General features: G+C 40.7%; 15 protein-coding genes. 4 read left to right on the top strand and 11 right to left on the bottom strand.

Annotated elements, in window-relative coordinates; genetic code table 11:
• Positions 1-8 precede the first annotated feature (8 nt).
• The 6 genes from EEL30_11530 to EEL30_11505 form a co-directional block, all read right to left on the bottom strand.
• On the bottom strand, positions 9-1,373 hold the full coding sequence (locus EEL30_11530) for an ATP-grasp domain-containing protein (GenBank protein ID QDX92881.1): 1,365 nt from the start codon (positions 1,371-1,373) through the stop codon (positions 9-11).
• The gene (locus tag EEL30_11525; protein QDX92880.1) at positions 1,370-2,506 is read right to left on the bottom strand and encodes a radical SAM protein; all 1,137 of its coding nucleotides are present in this window, start codon (positions 2,504-2,506) and stop codon (positions 1,370-1,372) included. The genes EEL30_11530 and EEL30_11525 overlap by 4 nt, the downstream gene beginning before the upstream one ends.
• Before the next feature lie 172 nt (positions 2,507-2,678).
• Entirely contained in the window at positions 2,679-3,824 is a 1,146-nt protein-coding gene (locus EEL30_11520; GenBank protein QDX92879.1) for a mannitol-1-phosphate 5-dehydrogenase, read from the bottom strand.
• Between the two features lies 1 nt (position 3,825).
• Positions 3,826-4,248: a PTS mannitol transporter subunit IIA gene (locus EEL30_11515; GenBank protein QDX92878.1), complete on the bottom strand. Its 423-nt coding sequence runs from the start codon at positions 4,246-4,248 to the stop codon at positions 3,826-3,828.
• Entirely contained in the window at positions 4,245-6,413 is a 2,169-nt protein-coding gene (locus EEL30_11510) for a PRD domain-containing protein (GenBank protein QDX92877.1), read from the bottom strand. Before EEL30_11510 ends, EEL30_11515 begins: the two co-directional genes overlap by 4 nt.
• A gap of 33 nt (positions 6,414-6,446) precedes the next feature.
• On the bottom strand, positions 6,447-7,913 hold the full coding sequence (locus EEL30_11505; GenBank protein QDX92876.1) for a PTS mannitol transporter subunit IICBA: 1,467 nt from the start codon (positions 7,911-7,913) through the stop codon (positions 6,447-6,449).
• A gap of 401 nt (positions 7,914-8,314) precedes the next feature.
• Here EEL30_11505 and EEL30_11500 point away from each other — a divergent pair, with 401 nt between their 5' ends.
• From EEL30_11500 to EEL30_11490, 3 genes are all read left to right on the top strand, one after another.
• Positions 8,315-9,526 (top strand): GNAT family N-acetyltransferase, encoded by a 1,212-nt coding sequence (locus EEL30_11500; protein QDX92875.1) that lies wholly within the window; start codon positions 8,315-8,317, stop codon positions 9,524-9,526.
• 106 nt (positions 9,527-9,632) lie between these two features.
• Complete coding sequence (locus tag EEL30_11495; GenBank protein ID QDX92874.1) at positions 9,633-10,301, top strand: transposase; 669 nt, start codon at positions 9,633-9,635, stop codon at positions 10,299-10,301.
• Positions 10,262-11,191: an IS3 family transposase gene (locus EEL30_11490; GenBank protein QDX92873.1), complete on the top strand. Its 930-nt coding sequence runs from the start codon at positions 10,262-10,264 to the stop codon at positions 11,189-11,191. Before EEL30_11495 ends, EEL30_11490 begins: the two co-directional genes overlap by 40 nt.
• 109 nt (positions 11,192-11,300) lie before the next feature.
• Here EEL30_11490 and pflA read toward each other — a convergent pair whose 3' ends face one another.
• The 4 genes from pflA to EEL30_11470 form a co-directional block, all read right to left on the bottom strand.
• Positions 11,301-12,041, bottom strand: coding sequence for a pyruvate formate lyase-activating protein (pflA, locus tag EEL30_11485; protein ID QDX92872.1), 741 nt, complete (start codon positions 12,039-12,041; stop codon positions 11,301-11,303).
• A 141-nt stretch (positions 12,042-12,182) separates the two neighbouring features.
• Positions 12,183-14,447: a formate C-acetyltransferase gene (gene pflB, locus EEL30_11480; protein QDX92871.1), complete on the bottom strand. Its 2,265-nt coding sequence runs from the start codon at positions 14,445-14,447 to the stop codon at positions 12,183-12,185.
• Between the two features lie 595 nt (positions 14,448-15,042).
• On the bottom strand, positions 15,043-17,478 hold the full coding sequence (locus EEL30_11475) for an NAD(P)/FAD-dependent oxidoreductase (GenBank protein ID QDX92870.1): 2,436 nt from the start codon (positions 17,476-17,478) through the stop codon (positions 15,043-15,045).
• A gap of 314 nt (positions 17,479-17,792) precedes the next feature.
• Positions 17,793-18,575, bottom strand: coding sequence for a Cof-type HAD-IIB family hydrolase (locus tag EEL30_11470; GenBank protein ID QDX92869.1), 783 nt, complete (start codon positions 18,573-18,575; stop codon positions 17,793-17,795).
• Positions 18,576-18,720: 145 nt separating this feature from the next.
• Between EEL30_11470 and yunB the strand changes: the two genes are divergently transcribed.
• Entirely contained in the window at positions 18,721-19,431 is a 711-nt protein-coding gene (gene yunB, locus EEL30_11465; protein ID QDX92868.1) for a sporulation protein YunB, read from the top strand.
• Between the two features lie 17 nt (positions 19,432-19,448).
• On the opposite strand, the gene EEL30_11460 is transcribed toward yunB, so the two are convergent.
• Positions 19,449-20,012, bottom strand: coding sequence for a DUF402 domain-containing protein (locus EEL30_11460; GenBank protein QDX92867.1), 564 nt, complete (start codon positions 20,010-20,012; stop codon positions 19,449-19,451).
• Positions 20,013-20,169: the final 157 nt, after the last annotated feature.

Raw genomic sequence — 20,169 nt, 5'->3', positions numbered from 1 at the left:
CTTTCCTCCTACACATTGACCATTTTCTCAATTTCGAATGTGACTAGATCGCACGCCTTCTGATACACTTGTTCAATGTGTTCATAGCTTTCTCCACGCATCCAGCACATCACTAAAAACACTTCTTCCTCGTCTCCTCTTACCTCTGTTCCTACCGGGTAAACTTGTGTCACTCTCAACACACCAGGGATTTTTTCCAGCTCTTCTATACCGTTTACCGCTCGTAGAATCCCGCTTTCTTTTGGATATAAGGTAAACATGGCGTGAGGTGTTTCTTCCTGATTCAACTGAGTAGGTAATTCAAATTTTCCTAAAACAATCTCCAACTGGGCACTCACAGAATCAAACCCAAGCATTGTTTCCAAGCTATCCTTGACACACATGCCACCTATACGTGGATTGATCTCTAATACTTGCGGTCCTAATTTTTCATCGTAACGTAATTCAACGTGAGATAATGAATTTTTTAAGCCTACAGCACGCACAGCTTCTATTGCATAATTTTTAAGTTCTTCTACTTCTTTCTGTGTAAAACGAAGAGGAGGAACGACTAATAGATGCTCATAGAAAACTTGTTTTTCTTCCGTTACCTTTACCTTGTCATGAACAAGCAGAGGAACGATTTCATTTTCTGTAATAACCATCTCTACGCTGGCTTCCCGACCATTCATATATTTCTCAACTAGCATGCAAGCCATGGGATCAAAATCAATTAGATTCCCATCCCTTGTTGCATAGGTGTGACAGGATGCATAAAGATTTGAATAATTACAGTCAGGTAATTTTTGAAGGGCATATGTAAAATTGTCCCTTATCTCCTGTTGATTGTTGGATTTTAGAATTAAATGAGAAGCTACTCCATTAATCGGTTTTAAAATTACTGGATAGCCAATACGTTCAGCATGAGTGACTGCTGATTCAATATCTACAGCTATTCCATAATCAACGGTTATCACACCAGCATGTCTTAGCGCATCACGCATGAGATATTTATTATTTGTACGATACAAAGCATCGGAATCCTGGGAAGCTAGACCTCTTTTTTCCGCTAGCTTGGCTACATCAGCCCCAAGTAGACCGTCACTTGAAAATAACCCCAAAATGCTAAAAACAGCAGAAACGTTGTATGATTCTTCAAGTGAGCACATCTTTTTTTCTAATTCCTCATAGCCAAAGTGATTCGTCTCGATGATTTCTACAAATAAAGAATCAATTTCATTTTCTACTTCTAATTGAGAGATTCTAGACCTTTCATGAGCAACTAAAGGACGGGAAATAAGGGCGCACTTATAACCCATTTTATTAGCTTGGACAGCTCTATTTATAGCAGGAAGTACCGAAAGATTTTCAATAAATACGATTAATTGAGTCATACCAATACCTCCATTGGCTTATCGTCTCCATCAAGGTAATGAGAAACGATGTATCCGTTTTCATTTATTTCATGGAGAGGTGGCAACATCTTGTTATCAGAGAATTGCAAGAAGTCCGCAGCTTTATAAGGTGTAGTGGAACGAATATACTGTTGACCGTCAATTTCTACATAATCAAGCTGAGAATTCGTACCAACTCGATGCTTACCAATAGGGGTTACATAAACATAATGAGGGGCAATGCTACCAGAGAAAGCAGATAATTCTCGTATGATATCAATACCCTTCTGAACAGATGTACGGAAATGCTTAGCTCCTACTACGGCCATACAGTGGAAGAGATAATAAGGCACAATCCCATTACAAAGGAACAATTCTATTAATTCTCTCATGGTTTTGGTATTATCATTAATATCTTTCATTAAGACAATTTGACCTCTTATTGTAATACCTCGGGAAATAATTTTTTGGGCAGCTCGTATAACTTCTGGGGTAAGTTCATCTGGATGGTTAAGTGATAAACCGATTGAAAGGTTCTTAGATAAACGTGGATTATCGTAGTTAATTTGATTAAATTCCGTTAACATTTCTGCTGTTTCGTCCGTAATCTTTTCAGGTGCAAATAAAATATTTCTGGTACCTACCCGAACGTTTCGCACATGATCAATTTCTTTAATTTGCTGTAAAACTTTATGCAGTAATGACACATCTAGGAATGGGTCTCCTCCTGTAATTAGTACTGTTTTAATCCGTTCATCATTGCTAATATAGGAGATAGCATCTGCAATATTTTCATCTGACATTCGCTTGGCTTCACCCGCTAGTGTACGGGTTTTCTTAAAACAGTACCTGCAATAGGCAGAACATTCAAAATAAGGTGTTAATACTGCTCGATCTTCATATATTCTTTCAAGTCCATAAATTCCTTTATTATTTTTTCCTTCTTCAAATGGCTTTTCTGTGCCATATTCTAATGCTTCATAGGGACTTGGTACAAACTGTTTGGCGACACCTGGCGATTGTTTCACGATCTTTGCTAGTGAAGGACTAATTTTGGAGCGGAACTTTTGCATTACTTGCTTCTGCATCTCTCTTTCTCGTTCAGAGATGAAGGTTTCAGTCATTCTTGTCATTTTGTTACCTCCCTTAATTAATTGGTTTGTCCATACTTTTATACAGCATGAAAATCATACAATATTGATTTAAACATTATATTTATTTTACTTTTTTGTCAATAATAGGTTTATTTATCATTAACAAAAAAAAAGACCGGAGAATCCCGATCTTTCCAGCAAAAATGTACTACTATTTTTGAATTTCTGCGTACTTCTCCACAATCCAATCTATCAACGTACTTTCTTCTGTCAGTCCACAATATTTAATAATTGTTGCCTTCAGACCTTGCTGCTTAATACTATTTTGTAACTCCAATGCTTCTACATCTTGGTTGTAATCAAATGAAAGAGCCGCTGCAATACCCAAGCAGAGTGCCTTTGGCTCCATCTGATACATCAATGCTTGACGAGCTGGGCTGATAAAGCGATCGTTTAGACCGAGTTTGCGAATAGGTGAACGTGCAATACGTGTCACTTCGTCTTGTAAATGTTTATTTTCAAAGCGGTGAATGATCTTAGTAATATACGTAGCATGCTCTTTTGCGTTAAAACCGTATTTGGCCTGCAACACGTTGCCTGTCTCTTGCAAAGCTTCTTCTGTTAAACGACGAATCTGCGGATCTTTAATCGCTTCTTCCATATATATATAACCTTTGAGATAGCCAAGATATGCTGCCGTGGCATGCCCTGTATTCACTGTATATAGTTTACGCTCAATATACGGTTCGAGGTTATCGACATATATAATATCAGAAGATTCTGGTAATTTACCTTTTGCCTGTGATTGATCAATAACCCATTCAAAATAGGCTTCCACCATTACTACTAGCATATCACCATTCTTTTGCATTGGAACGATTCGGTCTACAGCAGAATCAGGGAATCCAAATTGTTGATCTGCTTTTGCCTGATCTACATCGTTTAAGTGGCTGTATACATATTGTTTTAGCAGAGTGCTTCCAGCTATCGCATTTTCACAAGCAATGATGTTTAAAGCCTCAGTGGTTTGATTCATACGTTCTTTCATGCCCAGAGCAATCGATTTAGAAATATAGGGTAGAATTTGCGGCCCTACCGCTGTCGTGACGAGGTCGGCAGTAGCAATGGCTTGGGCTACCGCTTGTTCGTCTGCTCCATGTAAAGCGCACACATTTCGGACCGTAAATTCTTGCGTTTCTTCATCGGCAATCTGTACGGTGTAAGATTTACGTTGGTTAATTTCATTAACAAGTGCTTCATTAACATCCACAAAACATACTTCATAACCTGCCTGCTCTAGCAGCAGTCCGATGAATCCCCGTCCGATGTTACCTGCCCCAAAGTGAATGGCACGCATCCTACATACCTCCCTTGATGATATCCATGATCTCTTCATCGGTAGTGGCATTGACCAATCTCTCGACATTCTCTTCCTCAGATACCACAATCGCTAAATCAGACAGGATATCCAAATGCTCATCACCCACTCCTGCAATACCGATCAATAAACGCGCTTTATTTCCTTCACCGAAATCAACCCCATCTGGAAGTTGTACAATAGAAATTCCTGTACTTTTAATCATTGTCTTTGCCTCATTAGTTCCATGGGGGATTGCCACACCATTGCCAAGATAAGTGGTTAGCATCTCTTCGCGCTCCTGCATTTTATCAATATAGCTCGCTTCAACATGACCCTCTTGCCATAATAGTTTACCTGCTAGTTCAATCGCTTCACGCTTGTTGTCTGCTTTTTGGTTTCGTGCAATTACGATGTTTGTCATAGGTGGTTTCCTCTCTCTCCAACTTTTCTGAAACAGAACTGTTTCAATTTTTCTATAAAGTAGGCTTGGATTGTGATAGGCTGACTGTTCTCTATTATGCTGATCGTCTCTTCTTCAATTAATAAAGAACTAATCTCACTTAAAATTTCTGTCCCTTGACTAGGCATTTCTTTTGGGCTTACCAACACAAGCAATTTGGTAATGTTCATCTCTTCCCCATCCATCGACCTGCGAACGATTGGCTCTTGTAAAAATCCAATCGAAAAGGAGGGCTGTACAATTTCTGCGCTTTTTACATGATAGAGAACCTGCGTGGTACCTGGGATACCAAGTCCGCTTTTTTCTTCGCGTTCTAGCAATTTACGAACCACTTTTCGATAATCACGCATGACTCCTTGTTTCTCTAATTGCTCACACATCGTTTCCAGCGTTTCAATAATATCCTTGCCCTGGTTATTCAGTTGAACATCATACCAACCCTTGCAAATGGTCAGCGTATATTTTAAGTAGGATTCGCCTGCCTCCATATGATCCAGCATATTTTCTATCGTTTGTGGTTGACGAGGCTTATCTTCGGTCATGGGTTCTATCTGTACCTGACTGAGAAAATTCCGTATGCTACCAATTTCTTCACGTGATAATAACGGGCTTACTGTGATGTATGGCTTCTGATCAAAGGGGACGGGAATCGTTGAGATAATCAAGTCGTACTTCGTAGAATCAATTTGATTTACCTCAAAGATAGAAGCATGCTTGAAAACTTCTATTTCCGGAATTTCGGCCTCGATCCGATCTGCCAGCATACGGGAAGATCCGATCCCACTTGAGCAAGCGATTAACGCCCTGTATTTTATACGTGTTCTCTTTAACCGCTCCATTGAAGAGCCAAAATGTAGCACTAGATAAGCAATCTCTTCCTCAGGAACCAGTACATCAGGAAACGCCTCTTTGACTGTTTCAGCTACCACTTGGAAAACATGTCTATAGTCTTGTTTGATTTTAATCAGCAACGGATTGCGAATGTGCATGCCTCGTTTCATTCGATTCATTGCTGGTTCCAGATGGGTTAAAAGTCCTGATAATAATGATCGATCTTCATAAAAATTGACCATTAATTTTTTCCCGGCACCCTCCATCAGCTTTTGTGCTACGGCGGTTACTTCCGCATTGTTGATCTCCAACAGATCGTGCTGGCTCATTCGTAGCTTGGAGCCTTGCAGATGCATAGTGATGTAAGCAATTTCTGATTCAGGAAATTGAATGGTAAAGGTGCTTTCTAATTCGCTAATGATTTGCTTTGCAATCTTATATTCCGTTTGCATTTTCAAGTCATCAAGGTAAAGCTGATCAATTTCGATGTGTTCCCCTTTCAAGAGTCGTTCTATCACGAGGGATAAATGAACCACCAAAGCAATGTAGGAGCTATCAGCCAATGGATAGGGCAAGTCATTCCGCACACGTTGTAGTGTATTTTCCACAGCAATCAACCGATCCTTTTGAATCAGACCTAATAATTGCTCGGAAGCACTATTTACCTCTTGAGACGTTTTTTGCTGGATGTTTTCTTTTAATAGACCAATTAGTTGCGTTTCATCCAAGTTTTGTGAGAGTAAGGACGTCATGGCTTTTCTCTTAGCCGCTTCCATACCCTTCATCTCGATTCCGTATCCTCGGCGACGTACCAATTTTAATTGAAAACCCTTAACCCAATCCTCCAATTGATCTAGATCATGACTAATGGTGGGAACAGCCACCTTCAAATTATGCGCCAGCAAAAATAGCTTAATGGGTTCATTCGCTGCTAGCAATGTGCACAAAATAATAATACGCCGTTCTTCTGGGGTAAACTCTCTTTGGGTAACATGAAATGATCCTTGATGTTGTCCTTGATTCCATAAATGATCGGAGGAATGTTGCATGGCCTGATCCAATGCTTGATGTAATCTCTCTTTGTCTTGATCAGAGCCTTGGAGAATCAGGCCAACCCCCGACCGTTTCATTAAGTGAAGTCCGTATTGCTCCATCAGCGGTTCGATCTCAGGCAATTCACGGTGTACAGTGCGTGTACTCGTTTGAATTTCGTCAGCAATTTTGGCAATAGTAATCCCATCGTTCTCCCGTAGGAGCATCATGATCATCTGTTGTTGTCTCACTGAAATTTGCACGTGTACACCGCCTTTCTCCTGTTTATTTCCGATTTATTCGCTTAGATAAGTGGTTAACTCATCATATTTAGGACTACTTAGGAAGTTATCCACTGAGATATGATGCGCTTGAGGTACGGTTTGTTGAGCGCGCTCCGTCAAGGATTTGTGCGTAACAACAATGTCCACATTCTTCGGTAAATCATTAATCGCTTTATTTGTTACTTCCACATCAATGCCTGCTTTTTGAAACTTCTTGCGCAGAATAGAAGCTCCCATCGCACTAGAACCCATTCCGGCATCGCAAGCAAAGATTACTTTTTTCACCTGTTCTTTTGCAGGCAATTCATTGTTGGCAGCTACTTGGTCTGTCTGTGTTGTGACGTTAGCGTTTACAACAGTGCTTTCTGTTTTGTTGCCTTTCATTGCTTTCATTTGTGCAGTTGCTTTGTGCAATTCATCTTCTTCATCCGATGCTGAAGCTTTTAAGAACACGGATGCAAGGAGGAAAGAAACAACCGTACTAACTACTACCCCTGCTAATACTGGGAATAATCCACCTTTTGGAGCCATAGCAGCTATAGCAAAGATACTACCTGGAGAAGCAGTTGCTACTAAACCAGCACCTAGCATTTTGAAAACGAATACCCCACTGATTCCACCGCCAATTGCTGCTAAAATCAACTTTGGCTTCATCAAGATGTAAGGGAAATAAATTTCGTGAATCCCACCTAGGAAGTGAATAATCGCTGCACCCGGAGCAGATTGCTTTGCTGCACCGCGCCCTACCAACCAATAAGCTAACAGGATTCCAAACCCAGGACCTGGGTTTGCTTCAAGCAAGAAAAATATCGACTTACCAGCTTCAGCCGCTTCTTTTAATCCGATAGGACCTAAGATTCCGTGGTTGATCGCATTGTTTAAAAATAAAACCTTGGCTGGTTCAATAAAGATGCTAACGAGAGGCAATAGACCCATGTCAACAATCGCTTGAACACCTGCCGCCAAACCATTTGTTAGAGCAGAAACGACCGGACCTACTCCTGTGTAGGCAATAATGGTCAAAATTGCTCCGAGAATACCTGCTGAGAAGTTGTTAACCAACATCTCAAAACCTGCCTTGATCTTCCCTTCAAACAGCCCATCCACTTTTTTCATAACGTATCCGCCAAGTGGGCCCATAACCATTGCACCAAGGAACATCGGAATTTCTGCACCGACGATAATCCCCATGGTAGCTATCGCACCAAGCACGCCACCGCGTACATCGTAGATCATTTTACCCCCAGTATACCCAATTAATAACGGTAGGAGATACGTGATCATCGGACCTACCATTTTACCTAACTCTTCATTGGGAATCCAGCCGGTCGGAATAAACAGAGCAGTGATCAGCCCCCAAGCAATAAAGGCACCAATATTTGGCATTACCATCCCACTTAGAAAACGTCCAAATTTTTGAACCTTGACTCGTAGGCCCGTATCTTGAGTCTGCTGTTGCGCTACAGATGTCTGCTTCATAGTCATGCTCCTTTCAACACAAGCTCCATATGAGTAACAAATAATGTCTTGTTATTGACTTAATAGTAGAATGATCTCGTTCCTGATTCAACAAAATGAAAATGTAGTTCCGTCATGAAGAATGTTGACAAAAGTTAAATTAGTGACGGACAAAGGCTTTGTTATGGGATAGGATCATGATCGTATTACACTAAATAATCCCAACGTTATATGTAAATTTTTATTATTTAGCTTGTCTCATTCTGTTGGGGATAAAAAATTGAAGAACAAGGGAAGTTAGATCATATAAACTAGAATGTCATGTAGAATACGTCACATAAGTTGCTCAGTGATGGTTAGATACCCTATCCATTCACATAACAATTTCCTTTATTAAGGTTTCAATAGAAGGAGTAATAAAAATGTTAAAAAGCCAACTTAAAGATAGATTAGAAATAAGAAGCGTGACAGAGGAGCACTTGGATCAATTTAACGAACTAATTAAATATGTGTTTCAAGTGACCAACACAGATATAAGGGATTTAGACGAGGAATTCTGGGTGGAACAAAAAAGACCTATTCTTCGTTCCTGTAATACCATCGGTTGGTTTGATCAAGATAAGCTTGTCTCACAAATCATGGTTTATCCATTTATGGTTAACATTCACGGCATCCCTTACGAAATGGGTGGCGTAACTGGCGTTGGAACCTATCCAGAATACGCTGGATACGGACTAATTCAAGCGCTCATAAAAGAAAGTTTGACTATCATGAAAGAGAAGGGTCAAACCATTTCTTATCTATATCCCTATTCCATTCCTTTCTATCGTAAAAAAGGTTGGGAAATTATATGTGACATGATTGATTACAAAATAAAAGATACTCAGCTTCCCAAGATGTATGAGGTTACTGGGCGCATGATTCGAGCTGAGTTTACGCATCCCGACCTTCAACAGGTCTATGCTAGATTCGCCGAACAAACCAACGGCGCAATGCTTCGAAATCCAATTGCCTGGAATGAACGTTTTCGTTGGAAGAGGGATGAGTTATCTGTTGCTATTTACTACAATGCAAACGATCATCCTACTGGTTACCTTTATTATAAAGTGGAAGATGAAACTTTCTATGTAGCTGAAAAGGTCTACTTGGATGAGGATGCTCGTCAAGGCTTGTGGAACTTCATCCGGGCTCATATCTCGATGGTATATGCTGTAAAGGGGCGTATTTTTACAAACGAGCCTATTGCTTTTCTACTGGAAGATGGGGAAATCGAGCAGAGAATTTCCCCCTACTTTATGGGGCGCATTGTTGATGTCAAAGGATTTTTGGAGCGTTTTCCTTTTACTCGAAATGGTTGTAAGGAAATGGTTTTGCATGTAGAAGATCCCCTGCTGGATTGGAATAATCGTACGTTTGTACTAACATGGGACGAGGAAGATCGCTTACGAATTACAAATGAATCAAAAGAAGGTGGTATATCTCTAACGATTCAAACCTTAACCACCATGATGATGAGCTATAAACGCCCTACCTATTTATATAAAATTAGAAGATTACATGGTTCATCGAAAGCTGTTCGCTGGTTAGAAAAAATAATACCAAATGAAACACCTTGGTTTGCTGATTATTTTTAACGGTACCATCAATAATAAAAACCCTCCTTTTCATCAAGTGATATGCTCCCCTTGTGGTAGACAGTTGAAATAATATAACTGTTTCCTTACAAGGAGGAGCATTTTTATGTCCCATAAAGCAAAAATATCTGGGTCTGAAAAGATTGCAGCTATTGAAAAACATCTTCGTGGGGAAGATTCGCTTAATCATTTAGCAAATCTTCTAGATGTTTCCTTTCCATCTATTAAACAATGGCTTCAAACTTATCAATCATTAGGTCCAAACGGATTGCTCCATACATCCAAGAACTCCTCCTATTCCACAGAATTAAAGAAAACAGCTGTCGAGGATTATCTGGCTAGTCGTGGTTCTCACATGGATATATGTAAAAGATATGGCATCAAATCAACCCGCCAACTGCGTAACTGGATCCTGAAGTATAATGGTCATGAGAAGCCGAAAGCTTCCGGCTCAGGAGGAACGCCAATCATGACAAAAGGACGAGCAACTACTTACAAGGAAAGAATTGAAATCGTAAGATTCTGTATAGAAGCCCAAACCGCACAGAAATTTCAGGTATCCTATCAGCAAGTTTATTCTTGGACAAATAAATACGTTACATCTGGTGTAGATGCACTTCAGGATAAACGTGGGAAGCGAAAGTCTGAAGATGAGATGTCCGAAGTGGAGAAGCTGAGGGCACAAAATAAGCTGCTTCAAGCTGAGAACAGAAGAAAGCAAATGGAGATTGATTTATTAAAAAAGCTGGACGAAATCCAAAGGAGGCGATTCTAAGCCAAGTCCGTTATGAACCTGTATATCTTGCAATACGTGATCTTCATGAAAGGAAATCATATCCCATAAGTCTACTCTGTGAAAACATGGGAATTCAACGTTCTTCGTATTATAAATGGCTAAATAGGAAAGAAAGTCATAACGAGAAATTCAACAAAGAGTTGCTTCCCATGATTAAGGATGCCTATGAAGAAAGAAATGGGATCCTTGGATATCGTCAGATGACAATCAAACTAAACCGACAACACAATCTTACTGTTAACCATAAACGGATATATAGACTCATGTGTATCTTACAAATAAAATCGGTATGCCGCAGAAAGAAAAAGAATTACATTCCTTCAACGACGGAAATTACGACGGAAAATGTCTTGAACAGAGATTTCGAATCCGATGGATTCGGTACAAAATGGCTCACTGACGTGACGGAAATGAAGTATGGCCTTCAAAGCAAGGCTTATTTGAGTGCAATCCTGGATTTGTCAGATAAAAGTATTGTTTCTTTTGTGATCGGGCATTCCAACAACAATGAACTTGTTTTTAGAACTTTTGATATTGCACATCAGTCATATCCTAATGCTAAACCTATCTTTCATAGTGACCGAGGGTTCCAATATACGAGCAAAAAATTCAAGAAAAAACTGGACGATGCAGGAATGATACAAAGCATGTCGAGGGTATCTAGGTGCATAGATAATGGCCCGATGGAATCGTTTTGGGGAATGATAAAATCCGAAATGTATGATCTCAATAAATTCAATACATACAAAGAGCTGGAAGTAGCAATTATGGAATACATAAATTACTACAATAACCATCGATACCAGAAAAGACTAAACTGTATGACACCTTTGGAATACAGGCAATACCTTCAAAGTTCAGCATCATAAGAAAGACACCAACCTAAGTGAATAGTTGGTGTCTGATCTTTTATTTTTCCATTGTCTACTTGACGGGGGGCAGTTCAAAGAGTGGAGGGTTTCGCTACATGAACAGATGTTATTTCATTACTTGAAGCTGTTTCGTTCTACCTTTATTAATCCATTCATATGCACGTTCGACTTCGTCATCGGAGGGAGAGCGCTGCCCTTTTAGTGGATACTCTTTGCCTAACTCTTCCCATTTATATACACCCATTTCATGATAGGGAAGAATTTCTACCTTTTCTACACCATGTAGAGAACCGATAAACTCCCCCATTTTAAGCAAATGACTAGCCGAATCCGTAATGCCTGGAATCAATACGTGACGAATCCACATTTTCTTGCCGTGGTCAGATAAATATTTTGCAAATGTTAACGTCCGATCATTTGGTTGACTAGTGAGCCAGATGTGCTTTTCGCGATCCATTTGCTTAAGATCAAGCAGAACCAAGTCGGTCACTTCCATTAATTTTTCCGCTTTAGCTGTTTCAGAGAACCCAGAAGAATCTAAAGTAGTATGAAGCCCCCATTTTTCTTTAACCGCTTTAAATATCTCCGTGACAAATGGTGCTTGTAAAGTTGGCTCGCCACCTGTTACAGTCAGACCGCCGCCGGAGTTACGATAATAATTTAAGTAGGGTTCAATTTCAGCCAAGACCTCATCTACCGTCATTTCTGTTCCACCAGTGGTATCCCATGTATCTGCATTATGACAGAATTTACATTTTAGAGCGCAGCCTTGCAAAAATAGTACAAAACGAATACCAGGACCGTCTACTGTACCAAATGTTTCAAGGGAGTGAATACGACCTTTCATGTTGATCAATCCTTTCTACACAACAGCAAGAGAAGGAAAGCTGTTCTAAGTTAGTGTGTCCTTCTCCGTAACTTTCCTTCCCTTGCTGTTGCCCGAAGCAGCCAGCTGGCCGCCTCGGAAACAGTCGGGATGCATGTATGCTTAAATTTTGCCGTGGAAAGTACGGTTGATAACATCCAATTGCTGTTCACGAGTCAATTTGATGAAGTTAACCGCATAACCAGATACACGAATTGTTAATTGTGGGTAATCTTCTGGGTGTTCCATTGCTTCCACCAATTGTTCACGGTCAAATACGTTTACGTTTAGGTGATGACCACCATCTGGAGTCATGTATCCGTCCATCATTGCAACCATATTATTTATGCGGGATTCTAGATCTTTACCCAATGCTTTTGGCACGATAGAGAATGTATTAGAGATACCATCCAAGCTGTGCTCGTAAGGAAGTTTAGCTACGGAAGACAAGGATGCCAAAGCTCCTTTTTTGTCACGTCCGTGCATTGGGTTAGCCCCAGGTGCAAATGGTTCGCCGGCTTGACGTCCATCTGGAGTTGTACCTGTCTTTTTACCATACACCACGTTGGACGTGATTGTGAGTACAGACATCGTTGGCAACGCATTACGGTATGCTTTATGTTTACGGATTTTGTTCATGAAGCGCTCCATGATATCAATCGCAATAGAGTCAACACGATCATCGTTATTACCATATTGAGGGTATTCGCCTTCTGTTTCGAAGTCAACAGCGATACCTTGTTCATTACGGATTGGTTTTACTTTCGCATACTTGATCGCGGACAAGGAGTCAGCTACTACGGATAGACCAGCGATACCGCAAGCCATTGTGCGTAGAATTTCACGATCATGTAGTGCCATTTCAATACGCTCATACGAGTATTTATCATGCATGAAATGAATGACGTTCAATGTGTTCATGTATAGTTTAGCAAGCCAATCCATTACATTTTCGAACTTCGCCATTACTTCATCAAATTCAAGTACTTCGGAAGTAATCGGAGCAAATTGTGGTCCAACTTGCATGCCCAATTTCTCGTCAACGCCACCATTGATTGTATAAAGCAATGCTTTTGCTAGGTTAGCACGTGCCCCAAAGAATTGCATTTGTTTACCGATTCGCATAGCAGATACGCAGCAAGCGATACCGTAGTCATCACCAAAGTAAGGACGCATCAAGTCATCGTTCTCGTATTGGATAGAACTTGTTTCAATAGATACTTTCGAGCAGAACTTTTTGAAGTTCTCAGGAAGATCTTTTGACCAAAGAACAGTCAAGTTTGGTTCTGGAGCTGGTCCTAGGTTATATAGTGTATGCAAGAAACGGAAAGAGTTTTTTGTTGTCCGAGTCTTACCACTCGTGGACATACCAGCGATGGATTCTGTTACCCAAGTTGGGTCACCAGAGAATAATTCATTGTAATCAGGTGTGCGCAGGAATTTAACAATACGCAATTTCATTACGAAATGGTCAACGAATTCTTGTGCTTCTTCTTCTGTTAGTGTACCTTCAGCTAGGTCACGCTCAATGTAGGCATCCAAGAAAGAAGATACACGACCCAAGCTCATTGCTGCACCATTTTGCTCTTTAATAGCAGCAAGGTAAGCGAAGTACAACCATTGGAATGCTTCACGTGCGTTCGTAGCAGGTACAGAGATATCGAATCCATGCTCTTTTGCCATGAATTTTAGTTCTTGCAGGGAGCGAATTTGCTCGGAGATTTCTTCACGCAGACGAATAACGTCTTCTGTCAAAGAATCTAATTCTAATTGAAGCAAGTCACCTTTTTTCTCAGCAATAAGACGATCAACACCGTATAGAGCTACACGACGGTAGTCACCGATGATACGACCACGACCATAAGCATCTGGAAGACCTGTGATGATACCTGCGCGACGAGCTTTTTTCATATCTTCTGTATAAGCATCAAAAACACCTTGGTTATGTGTTTTACGAATATCAGTAAACATTTTAATGATGGATTCCGGTACTTCAAAGCCATACGCTTTGCAAGCATCAATCATCATGCGGATACCACCGAAAGGTTGAAGCGAACGTTTGAATGGTTCGTCTGTTTGCAAACCTACAACTGTTTCTTTATCTTTATCCAAGTAACCCGGTTTATGGGATGTAATGGTAGAAGGAGTGTTAACATCTACATCAAGTACACCACCGTTATCGCGTTCTTTTTTTGTTAGGTCAGAGATGATGTCCCACAGTGCTTTTGTATTAGCAGTTGCACCAGCTAAGAATGTATCATCGCCATGGTAAGGAGTGATGTTTTCTTCAATGAAGTCGCGAGTATCAATCGTTTTCGTCCATTTACCTGGCTTAAAACCTCTCCATGCATGTTCCAAAGTCTGTAGGTCTTTTTCTTGAATCGCCATCTTACATACCTCCTAAAGTATTGGCTCGTTGCTCTGAACTCGGCAGCACAACTCTTTACGTGAGGTGTCTCTGCCTGTAACGAAGGCCATTCTATATTGGCAAATAGGATATAAAAGTATCTTTTTTGAAAGAGCGCTTGTTCTTGATACTAGTGAGCTACTCTTTACAGTTTCATCATACAAGACAGATTATATGTCAGAGTGTGAAAAACATCACATATATACCTATTTTGTGACATGATTCACAAATTTGTTTCATTTTTATTGTAAATCTGTTTTAACACTAAAAACCATTGATATATAACACGTTTCAAGTCATCAAACAAACAAAATGATACAGGTACAATACCTGTATCATTAATTTTCAAGCTCGTTTCAGATCAATTCTAACCATTTCTCCTACCACTTGTAACTGGCATATTCCTATTTGGCCTGTATCTGGTTCTTGAACCTGACCACTTTCTAAGCAAATCCCGAGACGATACCTTCCGATAAAGATCCTCCCCGATAGGGACTTTTTGTTATTGTTTTAGTAGAATTGCTCATGCTGTTCACTCCTTTTTACAATGTCTTTGTCTGCTTTAGCTTCTCTGTACTAGGACAGACTTTCCACTATAATTGGTTCAAACAGTTTTGTTCTCGTTTCTTGATCTTGCAGTACTTTTTTCCATGGATCTTCTACTTGACCTAGTGCCAATTCAATGCGGGTAAATAGTGCTTGACGATTCACTACATTTTCTACAACATTTGTAGAAATGGTTTCAAGTCCGATGCGCTCGACCCAATCAGAAGTACGTTCCAAATACTTTCCTGTTTCACGGTAGTACTGGATGATCGCTCCACAAATCTCGGTTAGTTCCTCATCTGTTTTTACTTTACACAATAGATCTGCTACACGGGCTTTGATACCGCCATTACCTCCGACATAGATTTCCCAGCCGCCATCATTACCTACAATACCGATATCTTTCGTGCAAGCCTCGGCACAGTTACGTGGACAACCATTTACCGCCATTTTAAACTTGGCTGGCATATCGAGACGTTCAAATTTTTTCTCAAGAGCAATACCCATACCAATAGAATCGACCGTACCAAAGCGACAGAAACGAGAACCAACGCAGGTTTTTACGGTACGCAGGGCTTTGGCATAAGCATAACCAGATGGCATATCAAGCTCTGCCCAGACTTTTGGCAAGTCTTCCTTCTGTACACCTACCAAGTCAATCCGCTGTCCACCTGTCATTTTCACCATTTTTACATCGTATTTCACAGCAACATCAGCGATTTTCTTCAGATCTTCTGCTGTCGTTACCCCACCGTACATACGTGGTACTACCGTATAGGTACCGTCTTTATTAATGTTAGCGTTCAAACGTTCATTAACAAAACGGGAGGCTTTTTCATCTTGATACGTTGTCGGATGAATCATGCCCAGATAGTAGTTCAATGCAGGACGGCATTTGGAACATCCTTCCGGGTTTTTCCATTCTAGTACATGCATCACTTCTTTAATCGTAGTTAGACCTTTTTCTTGCATCTGGGCTACCACTTCATCACGGCTCAATGTGGTGCATCCACAGATTCCTTGTTTATTCGCATTGGCATCAAAATCATCACCGAGTACATACTGAAGCACTTGTTCCACCATTGGCTTGCAGCCGCCACAAGAGCGTGCTGCACCTGTGCAATCCTTTATTTCATCAACCGTTGAGCATCCTTGCTCCTTTATCGCCGTCACGATACTCCCTTTGGTTACACCGTTACATCCACAAATAATCTCCTCATCAGACATCTCTCTTACTAAAGCTACTTGGTTGCCACCACCACAACATGTTCCCCCACCCATAATGGAAGCGTAGACCTCGTCTGTCATTTCTGTTTGGGTGTTGACCAGCTTTTGTAAACGAGCCGATTCACTGACATCACCAAATAGGATACCTCCTACGATTTTGTTGTCACGAATCAGAACCTTCTTATAGATTTTCTTCCAGTCATCCTGCATACGTACGATGGTCATATCCGCTTGATCCTGAAATTCACCTGCTGAAAATACGTCTACGCCAGAAATTTTTAATTTGGTAGATACGACTGAACCTTCGTAACCTGTGGTCTCAATCCCGCATAGATGCTTAGCTAAGATAGCACCTTGCTCAAATAACGGAGCTACCAGACCATAGCAAAGTCCACGATGTTGGTTACATTCCCCAACCGCATACACATCTGGTGCTGACGTTTGCAATATGTCATTAACAACAATACCACGTGCTACTTCAATGTTACTTGCTTTAGCCACGCTTGTGTTCGGTACGATACCTACTGCCATCACGACGAAATCGGCGTCAAGTATGCTTCCGTCTGTGAAACGTAGCCCTGTAACACGTTCATCCCCAAGTAGCTCTGCTGTTTGTTTGCCCATCGCAAATTGAATACCCTGACGCTTTAGCTCTTCTTTTAACATGGTTGCTGCCACATCATCCAATTGACGCTCCATCAGCACATTCCCCAAGTGAACGACCGTTGCTTCCATACCTAAATGAACCAAACCTTTAGCAGCTTCCAATCCCAACAGACCGCCACCAATTACGACAGCTTTTTTACAGGATTTAGCCGCTTCCAGCATCTGATTACAATCGTTAATATCGCGGAACCCAACCACGCCTTTTTTATCTGCACCAGGTACTGGTAAAACGAATGGTTGAGAGCCAGTCGCAATAATTGCTTTATCGTAAGAATATACCGATCCATTATCCGTATACACCATTTTAGCTTCGGTATCAATATGAGTCACCGCTGTTCCCGTCTGTAGTTCGATCTGGTTCTCTTTGTACCAGCTATAGTCGTTTAACACGATGTCATCAATAGTTTTGCTACCTTCCAACACATAAGATAGCATAATCCGATTGTAGTTAGGATGAGGTTCATTTCCTATGATTGTGATGTGATACATTTCTTTGTTTTGCTTCAGGATCTGTTCAATGACATTGACACCAGCCATACCGTTTCCAATTAGCACAAGACGTTGTTTCTTCATATAGACAATCCTCCCAAAAATTTCTATATATGTTTGTGAAATAATGCACAAAATTAGGTTTAAACTGATTCTAAAATGACCTACTAGCATTTGAGTTATTCTATTTTTACGTTTTTAAAAAGCTGATATATTAGGGATTTACTGATCCTTTTATCTACTTACTGCCCGAGTATAGTATAGAAAAAGACCAGCAGGTGTGTTCTACATCACAGATAAATAGAACATTTTTACTAGCTAATGCTTACATCGTTCAAGAACCTCTTGCAAGAAACAAAAAAAGCCGATCGTCAATGAAGCAGACGGTCGGCTTTCCCCTACAACAAAATCTTTAATTCCTTCAAAGCATGGCTAATACCGCCCTCATCCACATGCTTCGTCACAAATTGCGCATGCGGAAAGACCTCTGGATGCGCATTTCCCATAGCTATTCCCATCCCTACATATCCGATCATCTCGATGTCATTCTTTCCATCTCCAAATGCTGCCGCTTGTGATTTGTCTACCGCTAGGTGCTGAAGCAATGCCTCGATACCTTTCGCCTTGGAGCCGTCTTTAGGCATCACATCTAAGGACACGCTATGCCAACGGAAAAAGCGTACGTCTGTTAGAGCATCATCTTGCTCGTAGACCTCTTCTTCCCCCTCAGCACAATGAAGCCAGCATTGGTAGATCGGCTTGTTGCGGAATACCTCTGCATTCATGCCTGGTGGTTCAAAGAAAATAGAAGAAACAGCGCTGTTCACCATCTCATTTTCCTCATGTGTCGCATAAAAGGAATCGTCACTTAAATATACGAGTGCATGGTTTCGATCCATCACAAGCTGGTACAGCTTCTCAATACTTTCGACATCAATAGGAGTAGAGTAGACTACTTCTCCTTTGTGCTCTACGTAGGCACCATTAAAGCAAACCAACGTCTCAATTCCTAAATCTTCTGCGATCTCCCTCACATGAAAGGGGGAACGCCCAGTGGCAATAACGGTATGAATTCCGCTATCCTGTAAGCTTCGTAACGCTTCTCGGGTATCTTCTGGAATCTGTTTCTGTTCGTTTAGCAGCGTGCCATCCATATCAAAAAAGATAACTTTATAAGACATGCGCTTCTCTCCCTTTTCCTGACTTCCTTTTCATTATAAACGAAATATTCCTGTCCTTTAAGTGAAGTTCTTTGCATGAACCATAGGCAAGCTAGCATGTTTCTCCCTCTTTGTAACATATAGTTTACAGATGAGGTGATCCAAGATGGCTATTCGCATGGGACGAAGACGCATTCGAGCGTCTAAGTCAAAAAAGAAAATTTTTTTTATAGCTTTTATTGTTTTTCTTGCAATGCTTATCCAGAGTCTCTTCTTCGTGGAGCAAAAAATGAAACCCACTTTATTAGTGATCGCCAAGCAAAAATCTGAGCAGATTGCCAAAGAAGCCATCGCAGACGCGGTGACCAAGAAGATTGCCCAAATCGATATGGATACGGCTCAAGTTCTAGACATTGAAAAAGATAAAGATAACAAAATACGTGCTATTAACTTTAACTTTCAAGGCTATTCAAAAATCATGGGAGAGGCTAACCAACGCATTAAAAACAGGCTAAAAGAGTTTGAAAATGAAAAAATCGAGGCGGGTGTACCTCTCGGATTAGCCACAGGAAGCTCCTTTTTCTCCGATGCGGGGCCTAAGCTACCCGTCACCTTTATACCTGTTGGTTCTGCGAAAACCTGGCTCGACCCTAAGCTGTCGGAAGCCGGTATCAACATGGTAATGATAACGGTCTATCTTCAAGTAGAAGTGCGTTTGCAAGTGATTATACCGTTTGCAACCGACCAGACCATCGTAACCACCTCCATCCCGATAACCAATTCTCTTGTCGTTGGAGAAGTGCCAGACTATCTGTACAACAATCCGATAGGCAAGCCAGAAGTGCCTAGAATGCAGGTAGAGCCGCCAGCTAAATAAATCAACAGAATCCTCCTTTATTGGGAGGATTCTTTCATTTGAAGGATAATATTTCGCCACTCGTTAGCATGAGTTAGTACCATTTGTGGTAAGGTGCATGTGCCATTTGTTACTTCTAGAAGTAGACGCTCCATTTCCAACACTGCCAAATCTCGCTCCCACTCACCAATAGTTCTATTTTGTAACGCCTCCTCCAGTTCATCCGCATCCCATACTTCCCTTGCTCCAGAAGGAATCATCGCTAAATCAAGATACAAATCATCGTACCAAGGAACACCATTTTCCCCCGTACCATGCCGCAGAACAATATCAAAATAGAAGTAGACTACTTTACCTGTCTGATCCATCATCGCAGTCATCACATAATGTCTACCCGCTGGAAAACATTGAACCCATACATAATCATCATCTGCTATACAAATCGCTTGTCCGTTAAGCGTTATCCAGTATGGTTCTGCCATTTTGGTAAGTACTAATCCAGTAATGCTCCCGTCAAAGTACTCTCCCCGTTTAGCCAGCGGTACAAAATGCTTGTCTACTACGGTGGTCCATCCCGTTACGTCTGCATATTTCCGTTTCATGAATAAGTCTCCTTTATACCCTGTAGCATTCTTTATCTTTTATCATTGTAACAGATTGAATTATAATTGGAATTTTGAGAGATATGGCACAATTACTTAACTGAAAATATCGTTAATTACGCTTCACAAATTAAACACAATCCCTTAAAAGACTTGA

Origin of the sequence: Brevibacillus laterosporus (assembly GCA_007833815.1) — a bacterium.
GTDB lineage: Bacteria > Bacillota > Bacilli > Brevibacillales > Brevibacillaceae > Brevibacillus_B > Brevibacillus_B laterosporus_D.
Note: the sequence above shows the minus strand (reverse complement) of the source record. Positions and strands in the feature narration are given on the sequence as shown.